The following is a 20,606-nucleotide window of genomic DNA, read 5'->3' on the forward strand; positions in this document are numbered from 1 at the left end:
TCCGGTGCGCGGGGCGCTCTCGGGGATTACGCGGCTGCGGCCACGGCACGGCCATCCACGGCCGCCGTTCCGTAGCGTACTGCCTCAACGCAATTTACGCATTTCTTGTTCAAGGGGAGTGGTGGATCGCATGTAAACCGTGTCTGGGTGCTCAGTACTCGCTCGCATTCGGGCTGAAACGGACCGGCACGCTGACCGTCACGCAGGCGCCGACCGGCAGGTTGACCCCGGCCACGTTCACCGCGCTGTCGTTGACCGCGCCGCCGCCGGCCGGACAGGCCCCGCCGCCGCTGCCGCTGCAGCTCCAGGGCCCGGTCAGGCGCACGCCGCTGGGCAGCGGATCGCTGATGCTGGCGCCGCTGGCGGCGTCCGGGCCCGCGTTGTTGCAGGCCTGCAGGGTGTAGGTGCTGCTGGCGCCCGGGGTGAACGCGGTGGCGCCGCCGACTTCGGACTTGCTGATCGCCAGGTCGGTGACGATCGGGCGGTTGTTGTAGGTGCAGGTGATGTCGGCGCGCGCGCGCAACGCGCTGCTCGGCACGGTCAGCACCGCGCCGGCGAGGCTGCCGAAGCTGGCCGGGTTGCCGGTGACCGCGGCATTGGCGTCGCTGCAGCTGGCGCCGGTCAGCAGCCAGCCGGCCGGCACGGTCTCGGTGATGGTGACCGCGCTCGCGGTCGAGCTGACGTTGGCGGTGGCCGAGGTCGCTAGCGTCGCCGACGCGGTGGTGGTCACCGAGAACGCCGCGCTGCCCAGGTTGGTCGCGGTGAAGTTGAAGGTGCCCGTGCGGGTCTGACTGATTTTGCCCACGCGCACGGTGGGGATCAGCGCCGGCAGGACGATGCGGTAGTCCTCGACTTCGCCGTCGGTCGACACGCCGGTGGGGTCGGCGACCGCGGCCAGGGTCGGTGCCAGGCGCAGGCGCAGATAGCTGGTGGTCTGGGCGACGTAGCCGCTGGGCAGGGTCCAGGTCAAGGCGACCGTGTTGCTGCCGGCCGCGCAGGTCGCGGCATTGGAGGCTTCGCCGGCGTCGAAGCTGCCGTTGCCGTTGAAGTCGATCCAGCCGCGCACGCGCGCCGGGCCGACGCAGGCGACGTTGGCGATGCTGTAGGTGCCGCCCGGCAAGGCATTGGGCGCGGCCACGTTGGCGTAGCCCGCGCCCAGCGGGCCGGTGGTCTTGGGCAGGGCATCGACGTCGCTGCCGCCGATCGCGCCGGTGGCGTCGGCGTCGGGCTGCACGGTCGCGCCCAGGCGCGCGCTGTAGATCAGGGTCGCCAGGTTGGCCGGGTTGTTGAAGTTGACGCCGTTGCTGGCGACGCCGCCGGTCCAGGCCGAATTGAGCACGTGCGCGGCGATGCCGTAGCTGGCCGGGATCGCCTCGGAGAATTCCAGTTCCAGCACCGCGCCCACCGCGACCGCCGAGATGCCGCCGCCGCGCGCGATCACGCGCGCGCCGGTGGCGCCGTCGACGAAGCCGACCAGCGACGGGCCGCCGCGCAGGCTGGCGGTGGCGTTGCTTTCGCAACTGGCCTGCGGCGCGGTCGGGCCGTTGAAGCGCACTTCCTGCGGGGTGCCGGCGATCACGTTGACCGTGCTGGCGCTGCCGCATTGTGAGATCTGGTCGATCACGCGCAGGGTGCCGCCGTTGGTCAGGCGCGCGGCTACGTACTCGTTGCCGCCGCTGGCTTCGGCGTCGGCGAACACCAGGCCGGTCAGCGCGAAGGGGGCGCCGCCCAGGGTCGCCGAACAGTTGAAGTTGAACTCGACCGTGGCGCTGTTGTTGACGCGCAGGCCCACCGACAAGGTGTTGGGATTGGCGCCGGTGCCGGGCTGGTTGCCGCCGATGTTGTACAGCTCGTCCAGGCCGTCGCCCTGCCAGCTGCCGGGCGTGTACACGAACAGGCCCGGGGTGCCGGCGGTCGTGGTCGCGTTGGACAGGGTGCAGGTGATGTCGAGCCGGTTGGCCGCGGTCGCCGGCGAGCCGATGTTGAAGCCGCGGGTGATGGTGGCGCCGTTGTAGACGTCCTGGCCGTTGTTGCCCCAGTCGACCCAGAAGATGCGCGAGCGGTGCAGGCCGCTGCCGCCGCTGGCGAACTGGGCGTGGGCGTAATGCGGGAGCAGCGCGGCGCAGGCCAGCGCCAGCGTGGTAGCCAGGCGTATCGCGTTCAAGAGGGTCCCCGATGGATGCGGACGGACCCTTAGGCGCCTCTACGGGCGGATAAGCTGGCTCAGCGCTTAGTGACGCAAGTCACACGGCCCGTTCAGGTTCGCACTGTAACGGGTATTTTGTGTGCCTGAAAGCGTTTTAAGTGTGCCAGTTATGTGCCAGGTTGGGCGTAGCTCTTGAGCAGTGCATAGGCCGCGCGCAAACCCTGCGCCTCGCCGCCGGCGGGCCGGCCGGCGCGATCGGCGTCGTTCCAGCTGTATACGTCCAGGTGCGCCCAGGGCAGGGCGGCCGGCACGAAGCGCTCCAGATACAGCGCCGCGGTGACCGAGCCGGCCATCTTCGAGGGCCCGCCGTTGGCGATGTCGGCGATCGCGCTGGTGAGGTAGCGCAGGTAGGGGCGCCACAGCGGCATGCGCCACAGCGGGTCGCGCTGCTGTTGGGCGGCGTCGAGCCAGCGCTGGGCCAGGGCGTCGTTGTTGCTGTAGAGCGCGGGCAGGTCCGGGCCCAGCGCGATCCGCGCCGCGCCGGTCAGGGTGGCGAAGTCCAGCACCAGCGCAGGCGACAGTTCGCCGGCGTGGGTCAGCGCGTCGCACAGCACCACGCGGCCTTCGGCGTCGGTGTTGTCGATCTCCACGCTGATGCCCTGGCGGGTGGCGATGACTTCGCCCGGGCGGAACGCGTCCGGGCCGATCGCGTTCTCCACCGCCGGCACCAACAGGGTGATGCGCAGCGGCAGCTTGCGCGCCATCACCAGCTCGGCCAGGGCGATCGCGTGCGCGGCGCCGCCCATGTCCTTCTTCATGTTGCGCATGCCGTCGGCCGGCTTGAGGTCGAGACCGCCGGTGTCGAAGCACACGCCCTTGCCGACCAGGGCGATGTGCGGATGCGCCGCGTCGCCCCAGCTCAAGCGGATCAGGCGAGGCGCGCGGTGCGAAGCGCGGCCGACCGCGTGGATCGCGGGGAAGTTCTGGCTGAGCAGCTCGTCGCCGACCACTGCGTCGATCTTGGCGCCGTGGCGCTGCGCGATCTCGCGCGCGATCGCTTCCAACTGCTCCGGGCCCATGTGCTCGGTCGGGGTGTTGATCAGATCGCGCACGCGCAGGCAGGCGGCGATCACAGCGTCGGTCTCGCCGTCGGCCTGCTCGACCAGCAACTGCGCCGGCGCGCGCGGCGGCTGCTTGTAGCGGCTGAAGCGGTAGCTGCCCAAGCCCCAGCCCAGGCGCAGCGCGGCCAGGGTGGCGGCGTCGTGCGCGCCGGCGATGCGCCAAGCCTGCGCCGGCAAGCCGAACGGCGCGTGGCCGTAGGAATACGGATCCAGCGCATCGCCGATGCCCAGCACCGCGCCGCCCAGGCCACCGTCGGCGCCCGGCAGGACGAGCAAGGTGCCGGCCGCGGCTTCGTAGCCCTGCGCCGTCACCCAGGCCGCGCTGCCCGCCAGCAGGGTCGCGCGCCAGGCGGCGAAGTCGGCGCGCGTCACCAGATGCAGCGGCAGCGCATCGGCGGCGGAATCGGTAAAACCCAGGGGCAGGTTCATGCGGCGGCGGTATCCGGAGTCTGGGCCGCGTCCAGCCAATCGGCGAGCGCGGCGAGGGTGTCGAATTCGAGGTCGGGGCGCAGGCCGGCGTGAGGCCACTCGCGCCGTTGTCCGGCGTCGTCGACGCGGTTGATCCAGCAACTGCGCAGTCCGGCGCGATGCGCGCCGACCACGTCCATTTCGATGTCGTCGCCCACGTGCAGCACGGCCTGCGGTTCGCAATCCAGGCGCGCGCAGGCGGCGTGGAAGATGCTCGCCGCCGGCTTGGCTTCGCCGTGTTCGCGTGCGCCCAGCTGGAAGCGGAACAGATGCATCAGGCCGATCCGCTGCAGGTCGGCATTGCCGTTGCTGAGCGCGGCCAGCGGCACGCGCGCGGCCAGGCGTTCCAGCGCGTCCACCGAATCGTCGTAATGCTCCACCTCGCAGCGCGCGTTGAAGAACACCTCGAACGCGGGCGCGACCAGGCCCAGGTCGTCGCCGGAATCGCGCAGCATGCGTTCCAGGGTCAGTTTGCGCTGATGGGTGAAGTCGTGCGCCAGGTGCGGATGCTCGGCGGCGATCTGGTCGCGCAGGCGGCGCATGGCCTCGGCCGGCCAACGCTGCGCGGTGCGCGGCGCATGCTCGCGCAGCCATTCGCCCAGCGCGCGTTCGGCGCGGATCATGACCGGAGCGATCGGCCAGAGGGTGTCGTCTAGGTCGAGGGTGATGGCGCGGACGGGGAAAGTCATCGCACTATTTTAGCGCGTAAAGCCCACGCTACCGCGGCATTCCCGCGCGAAACGCCTAGGGGTTTTCACTCAGGCGTCGGGGCCTCACTCCAGCAGCTTGGACCACTTCTCCAAACCCTCGATCCGCGCCAGCACCAACTTCACGCAGACCAGCATCGGCACGGCCAGCAGCAGGCCGACGATGCCCCACAGCCAGCCGAAGAACATCAGCGCCAGGATCAGGATCAGCGGCGACAGCCGCATGCGCCGGCCCAGCACGATCGGGGTCACGATCTGGCCCTCGATGGTGTGCAGCAGCAGGTAGAGGCCGGCCGGCAGCAGCGCGCGCCAGGCCTCGTCGAAGGCGACGAAGCCCATCAGCAGCATGGTCACCATGCCGATCAGCGGGCCCACATAGGGCGCGAAGTTGAGGATCGCGGCCATCGTGCCCCACAGCAGCGCCTCCGGCAGCGGCACGCCCAGCCAGAACAGCGTGCCGGCCAGGGCCAGGCCCAGCGCGGTGTTGATCACGCTGATGGTGAGCACGTAGCGCGAAATCTCGCGCTCGATCGATTGCAGGATGTCGACGGTGATCTTGCGTTCGCGCAGGCCGGGCAGCAGGCCGATCGCGTTGCGTTGCAGGCTTTCGCCGTAGACCATGAAGAAGAACGTCAGCAGCACCACCGCCAGCACCGAGGCCACGTACTTGGGCGTGGAGGTCAGCGATTTGTAGGGGTCGTTGAGCTCGGTCTTGACCACCTGCACCGGCTTGGCCGTGCTCTCGCCGCCGGCGGCACGCGCGATGTTCTGCGCGGCGCGGTTGGCTTCCTGCATCGGCTTGGTCATCTCGCGCAGCTTGGGCGCGAGCTGCTTCATCTCGCGCGGCACCTGCCGCACCCATTCGCCGGCCGGTTCGATCAACTGGTTGGCCAGCAGCCCGGCCGCCGCCAGCCCGCCGATCAGCACCAGCAGGGCCGCGGCGAAGCGCGGCAGCCACAGCTTGCGCAGCCCGCGGATGATGGGGTTGCCGATCAGGGCGAAGAAGGCCGCCAACAGCACCGGCAGGATCAGCGCCTGCGCCGCCCACAGGGTCGCGCCCACCGCCAGCGCCGCCAGCACCACCACCGACACGGGCGCGCGTGGGCGCGGCGGCGTCGGGGTTTGCGCTTCGTCGTCGGCCGGCGCGGGCGCGTCGGGTGAGGCGGTGGATTCGTGCTCGGCGGACGCGTTCAAAAGTCGATGGGATCGGCGGCGGAACGCACAGCTTGCACGGTCGCCTCGGCGCGCGCCACGACCGCGTCCTCGCCTTCCTCGATCGCCGCCGCGACGGTCTGGGTGTTGTCGGCCGCGCGCTCGGCCTGACTCGCGGCGACGCCGGCGCTGCCGCCGGCGAACAGGCTGGACAGCATCGACACCATCTGCATCATGCCGCCGCTCTTGGCCGCCACCCGCAGCGGTTCGGCGCGACCGACCGCGAAGCCGCTGACCAGGCCGGCGATCACGATGCGTCCGGGTGTCCAGGCTTCGCGCCAGGAATGCTGGACCTGGCGCAGGTTCGCCACCAATCGGCGTTCCTGCGCTTCGACCACGTCTTCGGCCTGGTGCACCTTGGCGATCAGCTGTTCGAAACTCACGGGCGTCGGGCCTCGCAATGCGATGGGTCGGAAAACCTAAGTGCGATCAAGGCGGCGTCAGGTCGACGCCGCGTTCGTCCTTGCCTGCGCCGGGGCCTTCCGGCGGCCAGCGCCGCGCGGCTTCGCGCGCCGATTCCGGCGAGCCCGGCGTGGGCGTGACGTCGGCTAACTCGCCGATGCCCAGCCGCGCCAGCTGCCGGCGCGTGGCCTGCATGCGGGTGTGCTCGAAATAGCGCACCGCCTGCCACCCCGCCCAGGCCGTCACCGCCAGACTCAGCAGTGCGGTCAACAGCAGCGCCAGCGACCACGGCACGCCCAGGGTGCGGCTCAGGAACACGATCAAGGTCGCCATCAGCAGCAACCAGGCCGAACCGCCGAACGCGATCGCCACGCCCATCAGCGCCAGCGCCCGTCCCAGCGCGCTGCGCGCCAGCGAGATATCCGCCGCGACCAGACTGCGCAAGGCCTTGGCGGTATCGCCGGCCGCGCCCAATCCGGCGCGACCGGTGTCGCCGAGCTGGCGCAGCGATTCCAGCAGATCCGGCGCGGCCTGGGCCGCGGCGTCCTCCTCGCCCGCGCCCGCGTCGCCGCCGCCAGGCGGCTGCGGCGGGCGCTCGTCCCCCATGGCCTGCATGCCTGGGCTTACTTGTCGCTGCCGCGGGCGAGCTTGGCGATGATGAAGCCGGCCGCGAAGGCCACGCCGAACGAGGCCAGCGGACGCTCGCGCACCAGCTCGGCCGCGCTTTCGATCAGATCGCGGCCCTTGTCCATCAGCACATCGACCTGCTCGCGCGCGGCGCCGCCCGCATGCTCGGCCGCGGCGATGCCGGCCAGCGCGCCGTCGGCCAGGTCGGCCTTGACGTTGGCCTTGCCGATCTTCAGTTCGTCGCCCGCCGCGCCGGCGGCGCCGCGGATCGCCACGCCGGCGTCGGCCGCGGCTTGTTTGAGGTGCGATCCGGCTTCACCGAGGTTGGCCTTCATGGCGTCGGTCGAGGTAGGGCTCATTGCATTCTCCTGGGAAAAGGGCGGAACTCGTCTGCGCTGCGCGTCCCGCGATGATCGCTCATCCCCGGGTCCGCATTACTGCATCAACAGGTTGGCGATCGCGTTGCCGCGCATCACGCGCAGGACCAACTGTGCCGGAGGCCGTGTGAAGCTCGCGCGGAAGCCAGGCAAATCCTCGAAATCGCCGGCATTGGCGGCCACCACCACGTCGCCCGAGCGCAAACCGTTGCGCTCGGCGCGGCTGCCGCGCGCCACCGACTCGATCAGCACACCCGAGGCGCCGGACTGGCGCAGGCGCTCGGGCAGCTCGGCGAAGCTGGCGCCGCCCAGTCGTTCGTCCAGGTCCTTGCCCGCATAGGCCTTGGGCTGCTCGCGCAGGGTCGCCGCCAGTTGCAGCGGCTTGCCTTCGCGGCGCACCTCCAGCGAGACGCGCCCGCCGATCGCCTGCAGGCCCTCGAAGTTGCGCAAGGCGTCGCGGCTGTCGATGCGCTGGCCGTTCGCGGCCAGGATCACGTCGCCGGCCTTCAGGCCCGCCGCCGCCGCCGCGCTGCCGGCGAACACCCGCGTGACCACCGCGCCGCGTGGCTCGTCCAGCTTCAGCGCCTGCGCCAGGCGCGCGTCCACGTCCTGCGATTCCAGGCCCAGCGAACCGCGCCGTACCACGCCGTCGTTGGCGATCAGCTGGTCCTTGATGTTGCGCGCCAGGTTGGCCGGGATCGCGAAGCCCAGGCCGATGTTGCCGGCCATGCTGCCCTGCGGGTTGAAGCTGGCGGTGTTGATGCCGACCAGCTCGCCGTTGAGATTGACCAGCGCGCCGCCGGAATTGCCCGGATTGATCGAGGCATCGGTCTGGATGAAGTTCTGATAGCCCAGCCCGCGCAGGCCGCTGCGGCCCACCGCCGAGACGATGCCCGAGGTCACGGTCTGGCCGATGCCGAACGGGTTGCCCACCGCGACCACGAAGTCGCCGACCTTGAGCGCGTCGGAGTCGGCCAGGGTCAGCGAGCTCAGGTTCTCGGCCGGGATCTTCATCACCGCGATGTCGGTGTCCGGATCGGAGCCGGTGAACTCGGCCTTGAGCGTGCGCCCGTCGCTGAGCGTCACCGAGACTTCGTCGGCGCCCTCGATCACGTGGTGGTTGGTCAGCACGTAGCCGTTCTTGGCGTCGATGATCACGCCCGAGCCCAGCGACTCGTTGATGCGCTCCTGTGGGATGTTCGGGAACATGCGCCGGAACATCGGATCGTTGGCGAAGGGGTTGCGGATGCGGATGGTCTGCTTGGTGTGCACGCTGACCACCGCCGGCGTCACCCGCGCCAGCATCGGCGCCAGCGAGGGCACCGGCTGGCCGCCCACCGCGGTCGGCAGCGCCGACACCGCCGGCAGCGCGGCCGCGGCCGGCGAGGCCTGGGCCGGCGCTTCCAGGCCGTCGCGGATCGCGGTGGCAGCGAAACCGCCGAAGGCGGCGGCCAGGGTCAGGGCGAACAGGGTCGGCAGGGGACGAGGACGCATCGTGGAACCGTTCCGATAAGAGTCGTGTGGGGGGAGGGCGGACGTCGCGGCGGCCCGGCCAGGGGCCCGGCGCCGGCGACGGGCGCGCAGCTGAACGAAGTGTCGGTCAACCGCGCTAAATATGCGATGAAGTGTCCCGCCTGAGGGTTTGCATGCACGGCGTACACACAAATTGTGGCCGCATTCCCAAAGCGTTTACGTAAGGCGCGCGTGTGACGTTTGACCCCATCCCGACACGTGACTGCCATCAAAAAAACCGTTGACACCGCCCAGGGCCGGGCGTAGCTTGAGTCCTCGCTTCGACACTACATGTAGTGGTTGTCTTTGCGACGGGAGCCCAAGCTTAGGGGTTCGGCTTGGGTCGGTTAGGCGCCAACGGGGGGCGGCGCATGACAGGAGCAGGCTCGGCCCGATGCCACCAACACAATCTCGCACGCGGCGCGTAACAGCGCGATCGCGCGCGTCGCCGTCGGTGGCCAGCCACCACCGCGGTTCGCGGCAGCAAGTGCGGTAGAGGTGCGGTAAGCAAGACCCCGATCCAGGCAACACATCCAGACAACACCCCGGTTACCAGCAATCACAACAAGACTCACCCGGCGGCGGGCGCAACCGAACGGCCCGCCCCAGTTAAGGAGACAGGACAGGCATGAGTACGGTTCGCCTCGAGGCGGTCAAGACGGAAGCGGTTGACAAGGACATCCCGCTGCAGCCCGCATCCCAGGACATCTGGGACAAGAAGTACCGGCTGAAGACCAAGACCGGAGAGGCGGTGGACGCCGACATCGACTCCACCTACCAGCGCGTCGCCAAGGCCCTGGCCGACGCCGAGCCCACGTCCGAGAAGCAGCAGTACTGGTACGAGCGTTTCGTCTGGGCCCTGCGCCGCGGCGCGATCCCGGCTGGCCGCATCACCTCCAACGCCGGCGCGCTGGAGCACAAGCCCGCCACGTCCACGATCAACTGCACCGTCTCGGGCACCATCGAAGACTCGATGGACGGCATCCTCGAGAAGGTTCACGAAGCCGGCCTGACCCTCAAGGCGGGCTGCGGCATCGGCTACGAATTCAGCACCCTGCGTCCGCGCGGCGCCTTCGTCGCCGGCGCCGGCGCCTACACCTCCGGTCCGATGTCCTTCATGGATATCTACGACAAGATGTGTTTCACCGTGTCCTCGGCCGGCGGCCGCCGCGGCGCCCAGATGGGCACCTTCGACGTCAGCCACCCGGACGTGAAGGACTTCATCCGCGCCAAGCGCGAAGACGGCCGCCTGCGCCAGTTCAACCTGTCGCTGCTGATCACCGACGGCTTCATGGACGCGGTCAAGACCGACGCCGACTGGCCGCTGGTGTTCCCGGTCAACATCAAGGAGCGCGGCGACCTCGACCTCAACGACGCCGACAAGGTCGTCTGGCGCGAGTGGCCGACCCACAAGAACTACATCTCCCGCGAAGACGGCCTGGTCGCCTGCAAGATCTACGGCCACATCCGCGCGCGGCACTTGTGGGACATGATCATGGTCTCGACGTACGACTACGCCGAGCCGGGCTTCATCCTGATCGACCGCGTCAACGAGATGAACAACAACTGGTGGTGCGAGACCATCCGCGCGACCAACCCCTGCGGCGAACAGCCGCTGCCGCCCTACGGCGCCTGCCTGCTGGGTTCGGTCAACCTGACCAAGTTCGTGCGCAACGCCTTTACCGACCAGGCCGAATTCGACTGGGAGGAATACAAGGAAGTCGTGCGCGTGTTCACCCGCATGCTCGACAACGTGGTCGAGGTCAACGGCCTGCCGCTGGAACAGCAGCGCGCCGAGATCATGCGCAAGCGCCGTCACGGCATGGGCTTCCTCGGCCTGGGCAGCACCGTGACCATGCTGAAGATGAAGTACGGCTCGGCCGAGTCCTGCGAGTTCACCGAGCGCATCGCGCGCGAGATGGCCGTGGCCGGCTGGGAAATGGGCCTGTCGCTGTCCAAGGAAAAGGGCGCCGCTCCGATCATGGAAGAGCGCTTCGCCGTCACCGCCGAGATGCTGCGCAAGCGCCCGGAGATGAAGAAGGACGGCTGGAAGGTCGGCCAGGAGATCCCCGGCAAGCTCCTGCACGCGCGCTACTCGCGCTACATGCAGCGCGTGGCCGAAGTGGCGCCCGAGCTGGTCGACGAGCTGGCCGAAACCGGCGCCCGCTTCACCCACCACAGCTCGATCGCGCCCACCGGCACCATCTCGCTGTCGCTGGCCAACAACGCCTCCAACGGCATCGAGCCCTCCTTCGCCCATCACTACAGCCGCAACGTGATCCGCGAAGGCAAGAAGTCCAAGGAAAAGGTCGACGTCTACTCGTTCGAGCTGCTGGCCTACCGCGAACTCATCAACGCCAAGGCCATGCCGTTCAGCGACGAGGTAGGCACCCAGCTGCCCGACTACTTCATCTCCGCCGACGACATCACCCCCAAGGAGCACGTCGACGTCCAGGCCGCCGCCCAGAAGTGGGTCGACAGCTCGATCTCCAAGACCGCCAACGTCCCCACGGATTACCCGTACGAGGACTTCAAGGACATCTACCGCTACGCCCACGAGCAGGGTCTGAAGGGCTGCACCACCTTCCGCTTCAACCCGGCCGCCTTCCAGGGCGTGCTGGTCAAGGAAGCCGACCTGGAGAACACCACCTACCGCTTCGAGCTCGAAGACGGCAGCGTGCTGGAGGTCAAGGGCAACGAGCAGATCGAGTACGACGGCGAGATGCACACCGCCGCCAACCTGTTCGACGCGCTCAAGGAAGGCTACTACGGCAAGTTCTAAGCCGGCCTTTGCTCCTTCCCCCCTTTGCAGAGGGGGGCTAGGGTGGGATTTGCGCGGAACTCGCTTACGCCGAAACCCGAGCCGCTAGAACCCCAATTCCCGGCGGAGGCGACCGTTCAAACGCCTCACGCGGCGCCCCGGCCGGGCACCGCGCACCACAGCCAGGCCGACGCGCGCGACGCGGTTCAGTGTGTTGCGCGCACACCGGGTATAGGATCGCTCCGGTAACACCCCGATTACACATAGCCAATACGTAACGCCGACGAAAGCGCCCACGAGGAGGGCATATGAGCAACGGAAATGGAGTGACGGCGACCCTGACCCAGGCCGCCGAGAACGTGAAAGAAACCGCGTCCAACATCGGTAGCGCCATCGCCACCCGCGCCGAAGACGCGGTGAAGTCGGTCAAGAAGACCGCCACCAAGGCGCGCAAGGCCGCCAAGAAGGCCGTCGGCACCGCCAAGAAGAAGCTCGCTTCGGCCAGCGCCAAGGCCAAGAAGGAAGCGTCCGCGCTGAAGGCCAAGGCCACCGGCAAGAAGCCGGCCAAGAAGGCCGCGAAGAAGGTCGCCAAGAAGCCCGCCGCCAAGAAGGCGGCGAAGAAGGTCGCCAAGAAGCCGGCCGCCAAGAAGGCCGCGAAGAAGGTGGCCAAGAAGCCGGCAGCCAAGAAGGCCGTCAAGAAAGCCGTGAAGAAGGCGGCCAAGAAGGTCGTCAAGCAGCCGGCCAAGAAGAAGGCCGCCAAGGCCGCCAAGAAGGTTCCGCGCCAGCCGGCCAAGAAGGCCGCCAAGAAGGCCGCGAAGAAGAAGTAAGCCTTCAAGCCCTCCCTCTCCCGCGTGCGGGAGAGGGCTGGGGTGAGGGCCGCGCCTTACCCGCGCATCCAGACCAAAACTAGAAAAGCGCCACCGCAACAGGAGCCTGGCCCATGGCCGTCAAGATCGAAAAGAAAATCAAGGGTTACAGCGTCGTCACCCCGGAAGACAAGGCCAAAGAAAGCGCCAGGTCCGAGGCCGCCGCGCGCAAGGCCGTCGACGAGTTGCCGACCGCCGACGTCATCCAGATGCACGAACGCATCGAGCGCCCCGAGATCCTGATCGGCTCCACCTACAAGATCAAGTCGCCGCTGTTCGAGCACGCGCTGTACGTGACGATCAACGACATCGTCCTCAACGCCGGCACCGAGCACGAACTGCGCCGTCCCTTCGAGATCTTCATCAACTCGAAGAACATGGACCACTTCCAGTGGATCGTGGCCCTGACCCGCATCATGTCCGCCGTGTTCCGCAAAGGCGGCGACGTCACCTTCCTGGTCGACGAAATGAAGGCCGTGTTCGACCCGCGCGGCGGCTACTTCAAACCCGGCGGCGTCTACATGCCCTCGCTGGTCGCCGAGATGGGCGCCATCGTCGAGGACCACCTCAAGTCGATCGGCATGATGCACGACCCCGACATGAGCGACGCCCAGCGCGCCCTGATCGCCGAGAAGCGCTCCGCTTACGAGCAGCGCTCAAAAAAAAACTCTGACGTAGCCATCTCCGCGCCCGTCCAGACCGAAGGCAGCGGCCACGCCGAAGACATCGAAGTCACCGGCGAAGGCGTGTCCTTCCCGCCCTCGGCCACCCTGTGCCACAAGTGCAGCACCAAGGCCTTGGTCATCATGGACGGCTGCGCCACCTGCTTGAACTGCGGTTACAGCAAGTGCGGTTGAGCGCCGGTACGCGCCAACGTTGAATGACGAAAGGTGCGCGCGCACCTTGAAGCCGCTAGTTGGGCGCCCGGGTTGCCAGTACGGGCATCTGGACGCTGCTGCTACCCAAATGGGGCTCTCCGGAGCCCCATTTTGTTTTGACGAACTACTACCGCCCCAAGCCTGCCGCGCTGGCTAGGAATGGTTGGGTTCGGTGCTCTCGAGCGCTGCGTAGCCTCTGTCTCCGGAGCGTCTCAACGACGGAGATTCGCCTAGTGCACACTTAGCAAAAGAGGGGCTGAATGTCGGCGCAGAACCGGGGGGCTGCTCGCCATTGCACACATAGGCATGTTCTGGGCCGAGAAGCAGGGCCGTGGGTGGCCCTGGTCTAGGGCAGGGGGCAACTACGGGACGGACATCGAGGACGTATTCGACTGGAATACATAGTTCCTGGAGCTTCGCTTCTTCATCTGGCGAGCAGGGCATCGAACAAGACAGCGCTCGGCTGACGTGGATGGCCTGTCGCGGGCCATCGATTGGATCTGTGTCGCAGATGGAATTGCGGCGTTGCCTTTCGAGCATCAAATCTTATTCGGAACGACAGGTTACTGCCGACTCGCTGACAGACCGCACTCGTAAGCTTGAGGAACCAGAAATGCCTGAAGAGCATCTCGCGATGTCGCCGGCTTCGCCCGCAGCGTCGCATGGCCTCAAGCAGGTACTCGAAGAGGTCGGCAGGCGTATCGCCGCGAGCGGACCGTCATTGCGACTCAAGCCATGCTGCACGTTACTTGCGTGATACCTGTAATCAAGCACGGATACCTTGGGCAAGCGACGCACCTCACAGCTGCCTTCAAGCCTTGCGTATTCAGAACACCGTCGCTGCGCAGCGACGGTGAGTTGAATGGAAAGCCAAATGGACTCAACCACGCTCAAGGAGAGCAAGCAATGATCAGCAATACGATGAAGGTTTCGTTGGGCATGGCCATCGGTGCCATCGGCGTAGTGGCAACGCCGGCAGGAGCCGCGGCGCTGGACCCCACATTTGGTTCGGCGGGCACCACCTCCACCGCATTCGGCGGCTACGGTGCCGCCGCCCGGGTGGTTATCCAGCCGGACGGACGGATTGTCAGCGCCGGCCAGAACGCACTCGGCGACTTCGCACTGGCCCGTTATACGACCAGCGGTGCGCTGGACACGAGCTTCAATGGCACCGGCATGGTCACCACCACGCTGTCCGGCAGTTGCTCGGGACAAGCGCGCGCACTCGCCTTGCAAGCGGATGGCAAGATCGTCGTTGCAGGCACCTCGTGCCCGAACTTCACCGCGACCCGCAACTTCACCATTGTTCGCTACAACGCGGACGGTTCGCTGGACACCAGCTTCGGCAGCTCGGGCAAGGCGACCGTCAATTTCTACGCGGGGGCGTCGGAAGCCTACGCCGTTGCGATCCAGGGCGGCTCGATCTGGGTTGCGGGCTATGCCGGCTCCGGCTTTGCGCTGGCGCGCCTTACCGGCAGCGGTACCTTGGATTACAGCTTCGGCAGCGGTACCGGCACCGTCACTTCGACGGTCGGCACCAGCTCGGCCCTCGCCAACAGCCTGGCCATCCAGGCGGATGGCAAGCCCGTGCTGGCCGGCTACGCATCGAGCGGCGGCACCGTATTCGCGTTGACGCGCTACACCACGACAGGCGCGCTGGACACCACGTTCGGTACCGGCGGTAAGGTTCTGACCAATGTGGGTGGCACTTTCACCGGCAACTCCGCCGTCGCCACTTCGCTGGCGATTCAAAGCGATGGCAACATCGTCGCCGCTGGCTACGCAAACAGCGCGAGTGGCGGCTACTATCGAATGGCTGCCGTTCGTTACACCAGCGCCGGCGCGCTGGACAGCTATTTCGGATCCGGCACCGGCAAGGTCCTTACCGCCATCGGTAGCGGCAATGCGATCGGCAGCGATGTCGCCATCGATGCCACCGGCGGCATCATTGTCGGCGGCTACTCCAGTGCGGGCAGCTACCGCCAGTTGACCTTGAACCGCTACGACCCGTACGGCAACCAGGACTACAGCTTCGGGCCTGTCGCCACCGCCGTCGGCAGCGCGAATGCCGCTGTTCAAGGGCTCGCCATACAGAGCGACGGCAAAATCGTCGTGGCGGGCTATGGCAACTCGCCAGTGACCTTCGTGGTTGCCCGGTATCAATAAGCTGCGGTTCGAATCGCCGGCCTGAGGGCAGGGCTTGCTGCCGGGATGAGGGCGGGCCCTGCTGCGGTCGGTGCCGTTGACATACGCCACAGGGTCGTTCGTCCCACGCTGGGGCGCGAGGCGGGATTTTCTGGAGTCATAAGCCCGAGGACTGTCGCCGTAAACTGGTCCTTGAGCCCATGAGCCACCTGGCCGACACTGCGGTGCCCCGCACCTGCACCGCCGGACCCGAAAAGGAAGCGAAATGAGAAAGCCGGCAATGGGTAACGCCCGCCCAGCCGCGATCGTTGGTCTGGCGGGGCTCGTCTTGCTAGGGCTCCCGCTGAGCGGCTTCGCGGAAGGCCGGTGTCCTGCCGGCATGTTCGAAACCGGATCCCGGGACTTCATCGCCTGCGCGCCGATTCCGGGCTATGGCGAGGGAGGCGAGGAAGAACAGCAAGAGACCATCCAGATGGTCTGGGCCGACCGATGGGGCGCGTATGCCACGGAAAAAGGGGCCAGCGGACTGGGCGTGGCGAACGGTCGAGCGTCGAAAGCGGCCGCCGAGAAAGATGCGGTACTCGACTGCAGGCAGGTGGCGAAAGAGCCGAGTAAATGCTCGGTGCAACTGTCGTTCTACAACCAATGCGCCGCATACGCCTGGGGCGGAGGGCACGGCGTGGCGGCGTCCGCGGTCAACGAGAAGGCCGCGATTCGCGAGGCGACGAAACTGTGCGACGAGGCATCCGGCGTGGAGTGCCTGATTTATCACAGCGGTTGCAGTTTTCAGGAGGCGGTTCCGCCGTAGGGGCAGATTGAAAGTTTGGGGGCCGACGAGTGGCGGGTGCGCTGGCCACTTGCGCCCATGCAGGCTAACGACTCGAGCTCTCGCCCAGCGGGCCGCCGAGCGGAGCGGCGCGGTTTAGTGCTTCGGTTCGGCACAGCTCCGGCGCCCGGCGACCGTTCTCGGCCGAAGGCGCCATGTGCGCTTCCGCGCCGACACCGCCGCGATCGGGAAAGAAGCGTGGCGCCCGCAACTTACCCTACGGTTCGAACCGCCCGCTGGTGTCCATTCGGACGCCGCGCAGTCGCATCGTTTTCAGGTGCTGTGCGTAGTTGGATTCGGCGAAGTAGCCCATCAGCAGAGAGCGGCGGCGCAGGTTGCCCGGATTCAGGCTGCCCGCGTGGACGAGGTCGGCGTCGAATACCAGGATGTCGCCCGCGGCGCCTGTTAGTTGCGTGCTGCGGGACTCGTCGTCCTCTCCGGGGGGCGCTGCGTCCGGCCTAGGGCGATGGCTGCCGGGCACCAGGCGGGTCGCGCCGTTGTGCGGGCCATAGTCGTCCAGGAACGCCAGCGCGTTCACGGTATCGCCGGGCCGCTGCGCCGACAGGTCGCGGTGCAGCCCCTGATGGCCTTGCCCGGGCAAGGGTTCGCGCCCCTCCACCTGCGACAGGAAGAACCGCTCGCCGATCAGCGCGCCAGCCGCGGCCAGGACGCGTGGCAGCCGACAGACGGCCTGCACGGTCGGGTCGAGGTCCAGCTGCGAATGGCGCCAGTCCGCGCCGCGCGGCACGGGCCAGCGCTCCGACGGCTGCACGCCCGTATCGAAGGCGCGGCGCAGATCGTCCAGCCACTCCGCCGGAATTTCGCCGCGGAGCAGGGCATAGCCGTCCCGATGAAGTTGTTCGCGGTCGATCATGGGTTCTCGGCTTCGTCTGCGGGTGCCGGTTCTTTTACCGAGTCCGTGCCCGGAAGGACAGCCCGAAGGCGAAGTAAGCGCGCAATGAGCGGCGGCCCTCAAGCAGCAGGGCCACATAACGCGAGACGGGAGCCGGCCCCGATTCGCGCGCCTGCGGCCATCCGCTTGCAAATCGCCCGTGCGCGCTTTACAGTGAACCATATGGTTCAGTATCAAGCCCGCCTCGACGCAACCTTCGCCGCGCTCTCCGACGTCACCCGGCGCGGCGTGCTCGAACACCTGGGCGGTTCGGAGGCTTCCATCACCGACCTTGCCCAAAAGTTCGACATGACCCTCACGGGCATGAAGAAGCACGTCAGCGTATTGGAGCAGGCGGGGCTGGTGACCACGCAGAAGGTGGGGCGCGTACGCACCTGCAAGCTCGGACAGCGCCGGCTGGAGGAAGAGGCCGCCTGGATCGAACGACACCGCCAACTCTGGAGTGCGCGCTTCGACGCGCTCGACCAGCTGGTCGAACAATTGAAACGCGAGGAGAAGGCAGATGCCAAAAGGAAACGAAGCTAGCCCCGACGCCATCAATCGCACCGTCGTGGAGCGCAAGTCCGACCGCGAATTCGTCGCGACGCGACGGTTCAACGCGCCCGCGCATATCGTCTTCGAAGCGTGGAGCAGGCCCGATTTGTTCAAGCAGTGGTGGGTTCCGGAGTCGGCCGGCCTGTCGCTGCTCTCGTGCGAGATGGAGGTTCGCACCGGCGGTAGGTATCGCCTCGTGTTCCGCCACCCCGCCACCGATCAACCGATAGCATTCTTCGGCACCTACACGGAGGTGACGCCGAACCAGCGCATCGTGTGGACGAACGAAGAAAGCGATCAGGGCGCCGTGACCACAGTGACGTTCGAAGAAAACGCCGGCAGCACGCTGGTCACCTTGCACGAACTCTACCCCACGCAAGCGGCCCTCGACGAAGCCCTTGCCGGTTCGGCGGAGGGTCTGCCGGAGCAGTTCGCGCAGTTGGACGCGTTGCTCGCAAGAGGGGCGTGACCGCCGGCGCATGCGACGGATGGGCGAGGGGGGCGCATCGGCTCAGAGCCGCTGGCTCGGCGCCGACGAATTGCCGATACTCGAATGGGGCTCTTGCGAGTCCCTTCCTTTCCCGAAACATCGCTTTCCAGGTGCCCGATGCGTCGTGCGGTCCTTTCGTTTTTTCTGCTGGCATCGTTCGGCGCCGGCGCGGTCGTCATTCGGGACGACGTCCCCGACATGCGCTATCGGATGGCCATATCCGAATTCCCGGCATTGGCCGACGTGTCGGGCGAGGGCCATGGCGTCCTGATCGCACCGCGGTGGGTGCTGACCGCCGCCCACGTGGTCAGCTGGCAGCAAGGGGTGGAGGTGGTCGTCGTCGGCGGCACTCCCTACGCCGTAAGCCGTGTCGTAGTTCACCCGGATTACAAGAAGCCGCCTCAGGACATGGTCGACGCGGCGATCAAGTCGGGCGATTGGGCCGCCTTCCTGGCGTTCATGGCCGCTTCCGACGACATCGCCCTGATCGAGTTGGTCGAGCCGGTGCGCGACGTGGCTCCCGTGCGCATCTACAGCGAATCGGCGCTGGGGAAGGTGGTGCGGATCATGGGGCGGGGCGCCACCGGGACGGGTACGCGGGGGCACCATCCGCACGGCCCGAACCGGACCGATCTGCGCCAGGGCTACAACGAGATCAGCCTCTCGGAGGGCCGATGGATCGGATACACCTTCGATCCGCCGCCGGCGGCACTACCGCTGGAGGCGTCGTTGGGCAACGGGGATAGCGGCAGCCCCATGCTCGTCGCAGTGGGCGACGAATGGCAGGTGGCCGGAATCACCGCATGGAAGCGCGTACAGGGCAATCCGATGGAAACCTGGCCGGGCAAGTACGGACAGATGAATTACGGCGTGCGGGTGGAGCACTACCGCGGCTGGATCGAGAACACGATCGCGGCGCCCGCGAAGCTGTCGGGCCGAAACACCGAAATCCAAAAAACGCCGTGACGCGCCGGCTTGGATAGGAAGGCCCCGAGTGGCCTTCCTCGGGACCGCCGACAGCGCGTGGCCGAACTCAGCCCGTGTCGCCCTCGATGCGTTTCACGCGCTTGCGGTAGGCCTGCACGTTGTTGCCGTCGATCTCCGTCTCCCGCGTTCCCGTTACCTCGCCGATCTTCTGGTCCGAGCCGGTCACCGGCTGCGCCTCGACGGTCGTTTCGCGCTCGAACGCGTGCGACTTGTCGGTGTTGCGGTAGTACCGATACAGGCCCCAATACAGGCCGGTGGCGCCGGCCGGGCCGAGCAGGAGCAGCCATAGTCCGCTGTCGTCGCTCATTAAGAGTTCCCCACGATCCAGAGTGCGATGCCTTCGAGGAAGGTGCCGACGGTGATGGCGGTCAAGAGCAGCTTCCACTGCTGCACAGGCACGCTGCCCATCGTCTCGCCGGTGCGGCCGTTCACGGCGATGTAATGCAGCATGCCGCCGTTGCTGCCCGGCTGATGATAGGAATACAGCCACACCGGCAGGTACATCGACACCCAGCGAGTGCCGTGGACGTCGAGCCGTTCCTGCTCCCAGCGCACGCCGCGACCGTAGCGCTCGACCGACTCCTCGACCTGCGCGCGGGCGATCGACAGAAGTTGGTCTTCCAGGCGCGGGCGCAGGTGCTGCACGTCGGTGTTGCGCTTCTCCGAACTGAAGCCCGACAGATAGGACGCGTTCCACTTCACCGCGTTCTTGGTGTCGAACGGCAGGATGGTATTGATGATGTTGTTGGTGTTGACCCGGATATCCAGATTGCCGCGTTCGGTGGACGATTCCAGCGGCAGGTCGTCGACGGTGAAGTCGACGTGCCGCTCCACCCGATAGACGTCCGCGTCGTAGTAAGTCTTCTTGTCGTCGCCGCTGCCCCTGGTGTAGCGGCGCGTCTGGATTTCGCCCTGGCCGGCGATGTCGGCGCTGGCTTTGCCGTCGACGATCATGTACGGCAAATAGACGCCGACGACGTTCTCCGGGGTGAACTGTTCCTTGAAGGCCTTCAACGCGAAAAAGCGGCGCTTGTCCACGAACTGACGGATACGGGCGACGGCATCGTCCTTGCGGATGTGAAACGGCAGCACCGCGTCGGGCACCGCGCCGTTGGCCACCTGCTCGTTGACGCCGAAGACGTGCCGGCACCAGTGACAACGCGCGGTCATCCCGGCGTCGGTGTTGACCGTCACCTCGGCGCCGCAACCGGTGCACTTGAAGGTCATCAGGCTGGCGGCGTCGGCCGCGATGTCGCGCGCCCCCGAGGCGATGATGGTGCCTTTGAGCTGGTCGAGGCCCTCGCCGAGTCCGAACTCCTCCTCCACCCGCGCGCCTTGCCACTCGTTGCGGCAATACAGACAGATCAGCAAGTCGCTGCCCGGCTTGTGGCGAATGTCGGACGCACCGCATTTCGGGCAGCGGTTGAGGCCGTCCTTAAGCTCGTCCGAGGACGTGTCGATGGCGACCGGATCGGGCGCCAGCAACTCGTCGCGGATCGGTTCGGGCAAGGTGGCCGGATCCAGCGGCGAGCTGCCGGGCAAAGGCGGTACGTCCTGCGGCGACCCCGGGCCGGTATACGGCGGCAGCGGCGGTGGCGACGAACGGGTGGGGTTCGACATGGCGGCTATGCGGC

At 67.4% G+C, this 20,606-nt stretch carries 19 protein-coding genes; 8 read left to right on the forward strand and 11 right to left on the reverse strand.

The annotated features are described in order from the left end of the window. Positions 1-151 precede the first annotated feature (151 nt). From ASE35_RS08975 to ASE35_RS09010, 8 genes are all read right to left on the reverse strand, one after another. Complete coding sequence (locus tag ASE35_RS08975) at positions 152-2,164, reverse strand: CshA/CshB family fibrillar adhesin-related protein (protein WP_057163627.1); 2,013 nt, start codon at positions 2,162-2,164, stop codon at positions 152-154. 149 nt (positions 2,165-2,313) lie between these two features. Then, positions 2,314-3,696 (reverse strand): leucyl aminopeptidase family protein, encoded by a 1,383-nt coding sequence (locus tag ASE35_RS08980; protein ID WP_057163628.1) that lies wholly within the window; start codon positions 3,694-3,696, stop codon positions 2,314-2,316. Then, positions 3,693-4,424, reverse strand: a complete 732-nt coding sequence (locus tag ASE35_RS08985; RefSeq protein WP_056178333.1) for an HAD-IA family hydrolase — start codon at positions 4,422-4,424, stop codon at positions 3,693-3,695. The genes ASE35_RS08980 and ASE35_RS08985 overlap by 4 nt, the downstream gene beginning before the upstream one ends. A gap of 84 nt (positions 4,425-4,508) precedes the next feature. Continuing rightward, on the reverse strand, positions 4,509-5,534 hold the full coding sequence (locus tag ASE35_RS08990; protein WP_235567230.1) for an AI-2E family transporter: 1,026 nt from the start codon (positions 5,532-5,534) through the stop codon (positions 4,509-4,511). A gap of 98 nt (positions 5,535-5,632) precedes the next feature. Then, on the reverse strand, positions 5,633-6,037 hold the full coding sequence (locus tag ASE35_RS08995; RefSeq protein WP_057163629.1) for a hypothetical protein: 405 nt from the start codon (positions 6,035-6,037) through the stop codon (positions 5,633-5,635). Positions 6,038-6,083: 46 nt separating this feature from the next. Beyond that, positions 6,084-6,662, reverse strand: coding sequence for a phage holin family protein (locus tag ASE35_RS21955; RefSeq protein ID WP_235567206.1), 579 nt, complete (start codon positions 6,660-6,662; stop codon positions 6,084-6,086). A gap of 17 nt (positions 6,663-6,679) precedes the next feature. Further along, positions 6,680-7,042, reverse strand: coding sequence for a hypothetical protein (locus ASE35_RS09005; protein ID WP_056178339.1), 363 nt, complete (start codon positions 7,040-7,042; stop codon positions 6,680-6,682). Positions 7,043-7,117: 75 nt separating this feature from the next. Continuing rightward, positions 7,118-8,554, reverse strand: a complete 1,437-nt coding sequence (locus ASE35_RS09010; protein WP_057163630.1) for a Do family serine endopeptidase — start codon at positions 8,552-8,554, stop codon at positions 7,118-7,120. Between the two features lie 646 nt (positions 8,555-9,200). Here ASE35_RS09010 and ASE35_RS09015 point away from each other — a divergent pair. The 5 genes from ASE35_RS09015 (at position 9,201) to ASE35_RS09035 (ending at position 16,030) form a co-directional block, all read left to right on the forward strand. Further along, positions 9,201-11,354, forward strand: a complete 2,154-nt coding sequence (locus tag ASE35_RS09015) for an adenosylcobalamin-dependent ribonucleoside-diphosphate reductase (protein WP_056178343.1) — start codon at positions 9,201-9,203, stop codon at positions 11,352-11,354. Positions 11,355-11,641: 287 nt separating this feature from the next. Continuing rightward, positions 11,642-12,160: a hypothetical protein gene (locus tag ASE35_RS09020; RefSeq protein ID WP_056178345.1), complete on the forward strand. Its 519-nt coding sequence runs from the start codon at positions 11,642-11,644 to the stop codon at positions 12,158-12,160. 113 nt (positions 12,161-12,273) lie between these two features. Then, entirely contained in the window at positions 12,274-13,056 is a 783-nt protein-coding gene (locus ASE35_RS09025) for an NrdJb (RefSeq protein WP_056178347.1), read from the forward strand. A 927-nt stretch (positions 13,057-13,983) separates the two neighbouring features. Continuing rightward, a complete protein-coding gene (locus tag ASE35_RS09030; protein WP_057163631.1) occupies positions 13,984-15,243 on the forward strand; it encodes a delta-60 repeat domain-containing protein in 1,260 nt (419 codons plus the stop codon). A 259-nt stretch (positions 15,244-15,502) separates the two neighbouring features. Next, a complete protein-coding gene (locus tag ASE35_RS09035) occupies positions 15,503-16,030 on the forward strand; it encodes a DUF4189 domain-containing protein (protein WP_056178359.1) in 528 nt (175 codons plus the stop codon). Positions 16,031-16,265: 235 nt separating this feature from the next. Here the strand turns inward: ASE35_RS09035 and ASE35_RS09040 are convergent, their stop codons facing one another. Then, the gene (locus ASE35_RS09040; RefSeq protein ID WP_057163632.1) at positions 16,266-16,922 is read right to left on the reverse strand and encodes a phytanoyl-CoA dioxygenase family protein; all 657 of its coding nucleotides are present in this window, start codon (positions 16,920-16,922) and stop codon (positions 16,266-16,268) included. 201 nt (positions 16,923-17,123) lie between these two features. Here ASE35_RS09040 and ASE35_RS09045 point away from each other — a divergent pair, with 201 nt between their 5' ends. The 3 genes from ASE35_RS09045 (at position 17,124) to ASE35_RS09055 (ending at position 18,951) form a co-directional block, all read left to right on the forward strand. Beyond that, positions 17,124-17,486: a metalloregulator ArsR/SmtB family transcription factor gene (locus ASE35_RS09045; protein ID WP_056178362.1), complete on the forward strand. Its 363-nt coding sequence runs from the start codon at positions 17,124-17,126 to the stop codon at positions 17,484-17,486. Further along, on the forward strand, positions 17,464-17,964 hold the full coding sequence (locus tag ASE35_RS09050; protein ID WP_057163633.1) for an SRPBCC family protein: 501 nt from the start codon (positions 17,464-17,466) through the stop codon (positions 17,962-17,964). Before ASE35_RS09045 ends, ASE35_RS09050 begins: the two co-directional genes overlap by 23 nt. Positions 17,965-18,102: 138 nt before the next feature. Beyond that, entirely contained in the window at positions 18,103-18,951 is an 849-nt protein-coding gene (locus tag ASE35_RS09055; protein ID WP_057163634.1) for a trypsin-like serine protease, read from the forward strand. A 67-nt stretch (positions 18,952-19,018) separates the two neighbouring features. Here ASE35_RS09055 and ASE35_RS09060 read toward each other — a convergent pair whose 3' ends face one another. Together ASE35_RS09060 and ASE35_RS09065 are read right to left on the reverse strand one after the other, a co-directional pair. Beyond that, a complete protein-coding gene (locus ASE35_RS09060; RefSeq protein WP_056178366.1) occupies positions 19,019-19,279 on the reverse strand; it encodes a hypothetical protein in 261 nt (86 codons plus the stop codon). Further along, positions 19,279-20,592, reverse strand: coding sequence for a hypothetical protein (locus tag ASE35_RS09065; RefSeq protein ID WP_057163635.1), 1,314 nt, complete (start codon positions 20,590-20,592; stop codon positions 19,279-19,281). The genes ASE35_RS09060 and ASE35_RS09065 overlap by 1 nt, the downstream gene beginning before the upstream one ends. Positions 20,593-20,606: the final 14 nt, after the last annotated feature.

The organism is Lysobacter sp. Root916 (assembly GCF_001429785.1).
Taxonomy (GTDB): domain Bacteria; phylum Pseudomonadota; class Gammaproteobacteria; order Xanthomonadales; family Xanthomonadaceae; genus Lysobacter.

Excerpts from the sequence above, each read along its gene's own strand:
- ASE35_RS08980 (WP_057163628.1), bottom strand. The coding sequence starts at position 3,696 with ATGAACCTGCCCCTGGGTTTTACCGATTCCGCCGCCGATGCGCTGCCG.
- ASE35_RS08985 (WP_056178333.1), bottom strand. The coding sequence starts at position 4,424 with ATGACTTTCCCCGTCCGCGCCATCACCCTCGACCTAGACGACACCCTC.
- ASE35_RS21955 (WP_235567206.1), bottom strand. The coding sequence starts at position 6,662 with ATGGGGGACGAGCGCCCGCCGCAGCCGCCTGGCGGCGGCGACGCGGGC.
- ASE35_RS09005 (WP_056178339.1), bottom strand. The coding sequence starts at position 7,042 with ATGAGCCCTACCTCGACCGACGCCATGAAGGCCAACCTCGGTGAAGCC.
- ASE35_RS09010 (WP_057163630.1), bottom strand. The coding sequence starts at position 8,554 with ATGCGTCCTCGTCCCCTGCCGACCCTGTTCGCCCTGACCCTGGCCGCC.
- ASE35_RS09015 (WP_056178343.1), top strand. The coding sequence starts at position 9,201 with ATGAGTACGGTTCGCCTCGAGGCGGTCAAGACGGAAGCGGTTGACAAG.
- ASE35_RS09020 (WP_056178345.1), top strand. The coding sequence starts at position 11,642 with ATGAGCAACGGAAATGGAGTGACGGCGACCCTGACCCAGGCCGCCGAG.
- ASE35_RS09025 (WP_056178347.1), top strand. The coding sequence starts at position 12,274 with ATGGCCGTCAAGATCGAAAAGAAAATCAAGGGTTACAGCGTCGTCACC.
- ASE35_RS09030 (WP_057163631.1), top strand. The coding sequence starts at position 13,984 with ATGATCAGCAATACGATGAAGGTTTCGTTGGGCATGGCCATCGGTGCC.
- ASE35_RS09035 (WP_056178359.1), top strand. The coding sequence starts at position 15,503 with ATGGGTAACGCCCGCCCAGCCGCGATCGTTGGTCTGGCGGGGCTCGTC.
- ASE35_RS09040 (WP_057163632.1), bottom strand. The coding sequence starts at position 16,922 with ATGATCGACCGCGAACAACTTCATCGGGACGGCTATGCCCTGCTCCGC.
- ASE35_RS09045 (WP_056178362.1), top strand. The coding sequence starts at position 17,124 with ATGGTTCAGTATCAAGCCCGCCTCGACGCAACCTTCGCCGCGCTCTCC.
- ASE35_RS09050 (WP_057163633.1), top strand. The coding sequence starts at position 17,464 with ATGCCAAAAGGAAACGAAGCTAGCCCCGACGCCATCAATCGCACCGTC.
- ASE35_RS09055 (WP_057163634.1), top strand. The coding sequence starts at position 18,103 with ATGCGTCGTGCGGTCCTTTCGTTTTTTCTGCTGGCATCGTTCGGCGCC.
- ASE35_RS09060 (WP_056178366.1), bottom strand. The coding sequence starts at position 19,279 with ATGAGCGACGACAGCGGACTATGGCTGCTCCTGCTCGGCCCGGCCGGC.
- ASE35_RS09065 (WP_057163635.1), bottom strand. The coding sequence starts at position 20,592 with ATGTCGAACCCCACCCGTTCGTCGCCACCGCCGCTGCCGCCGTATACC.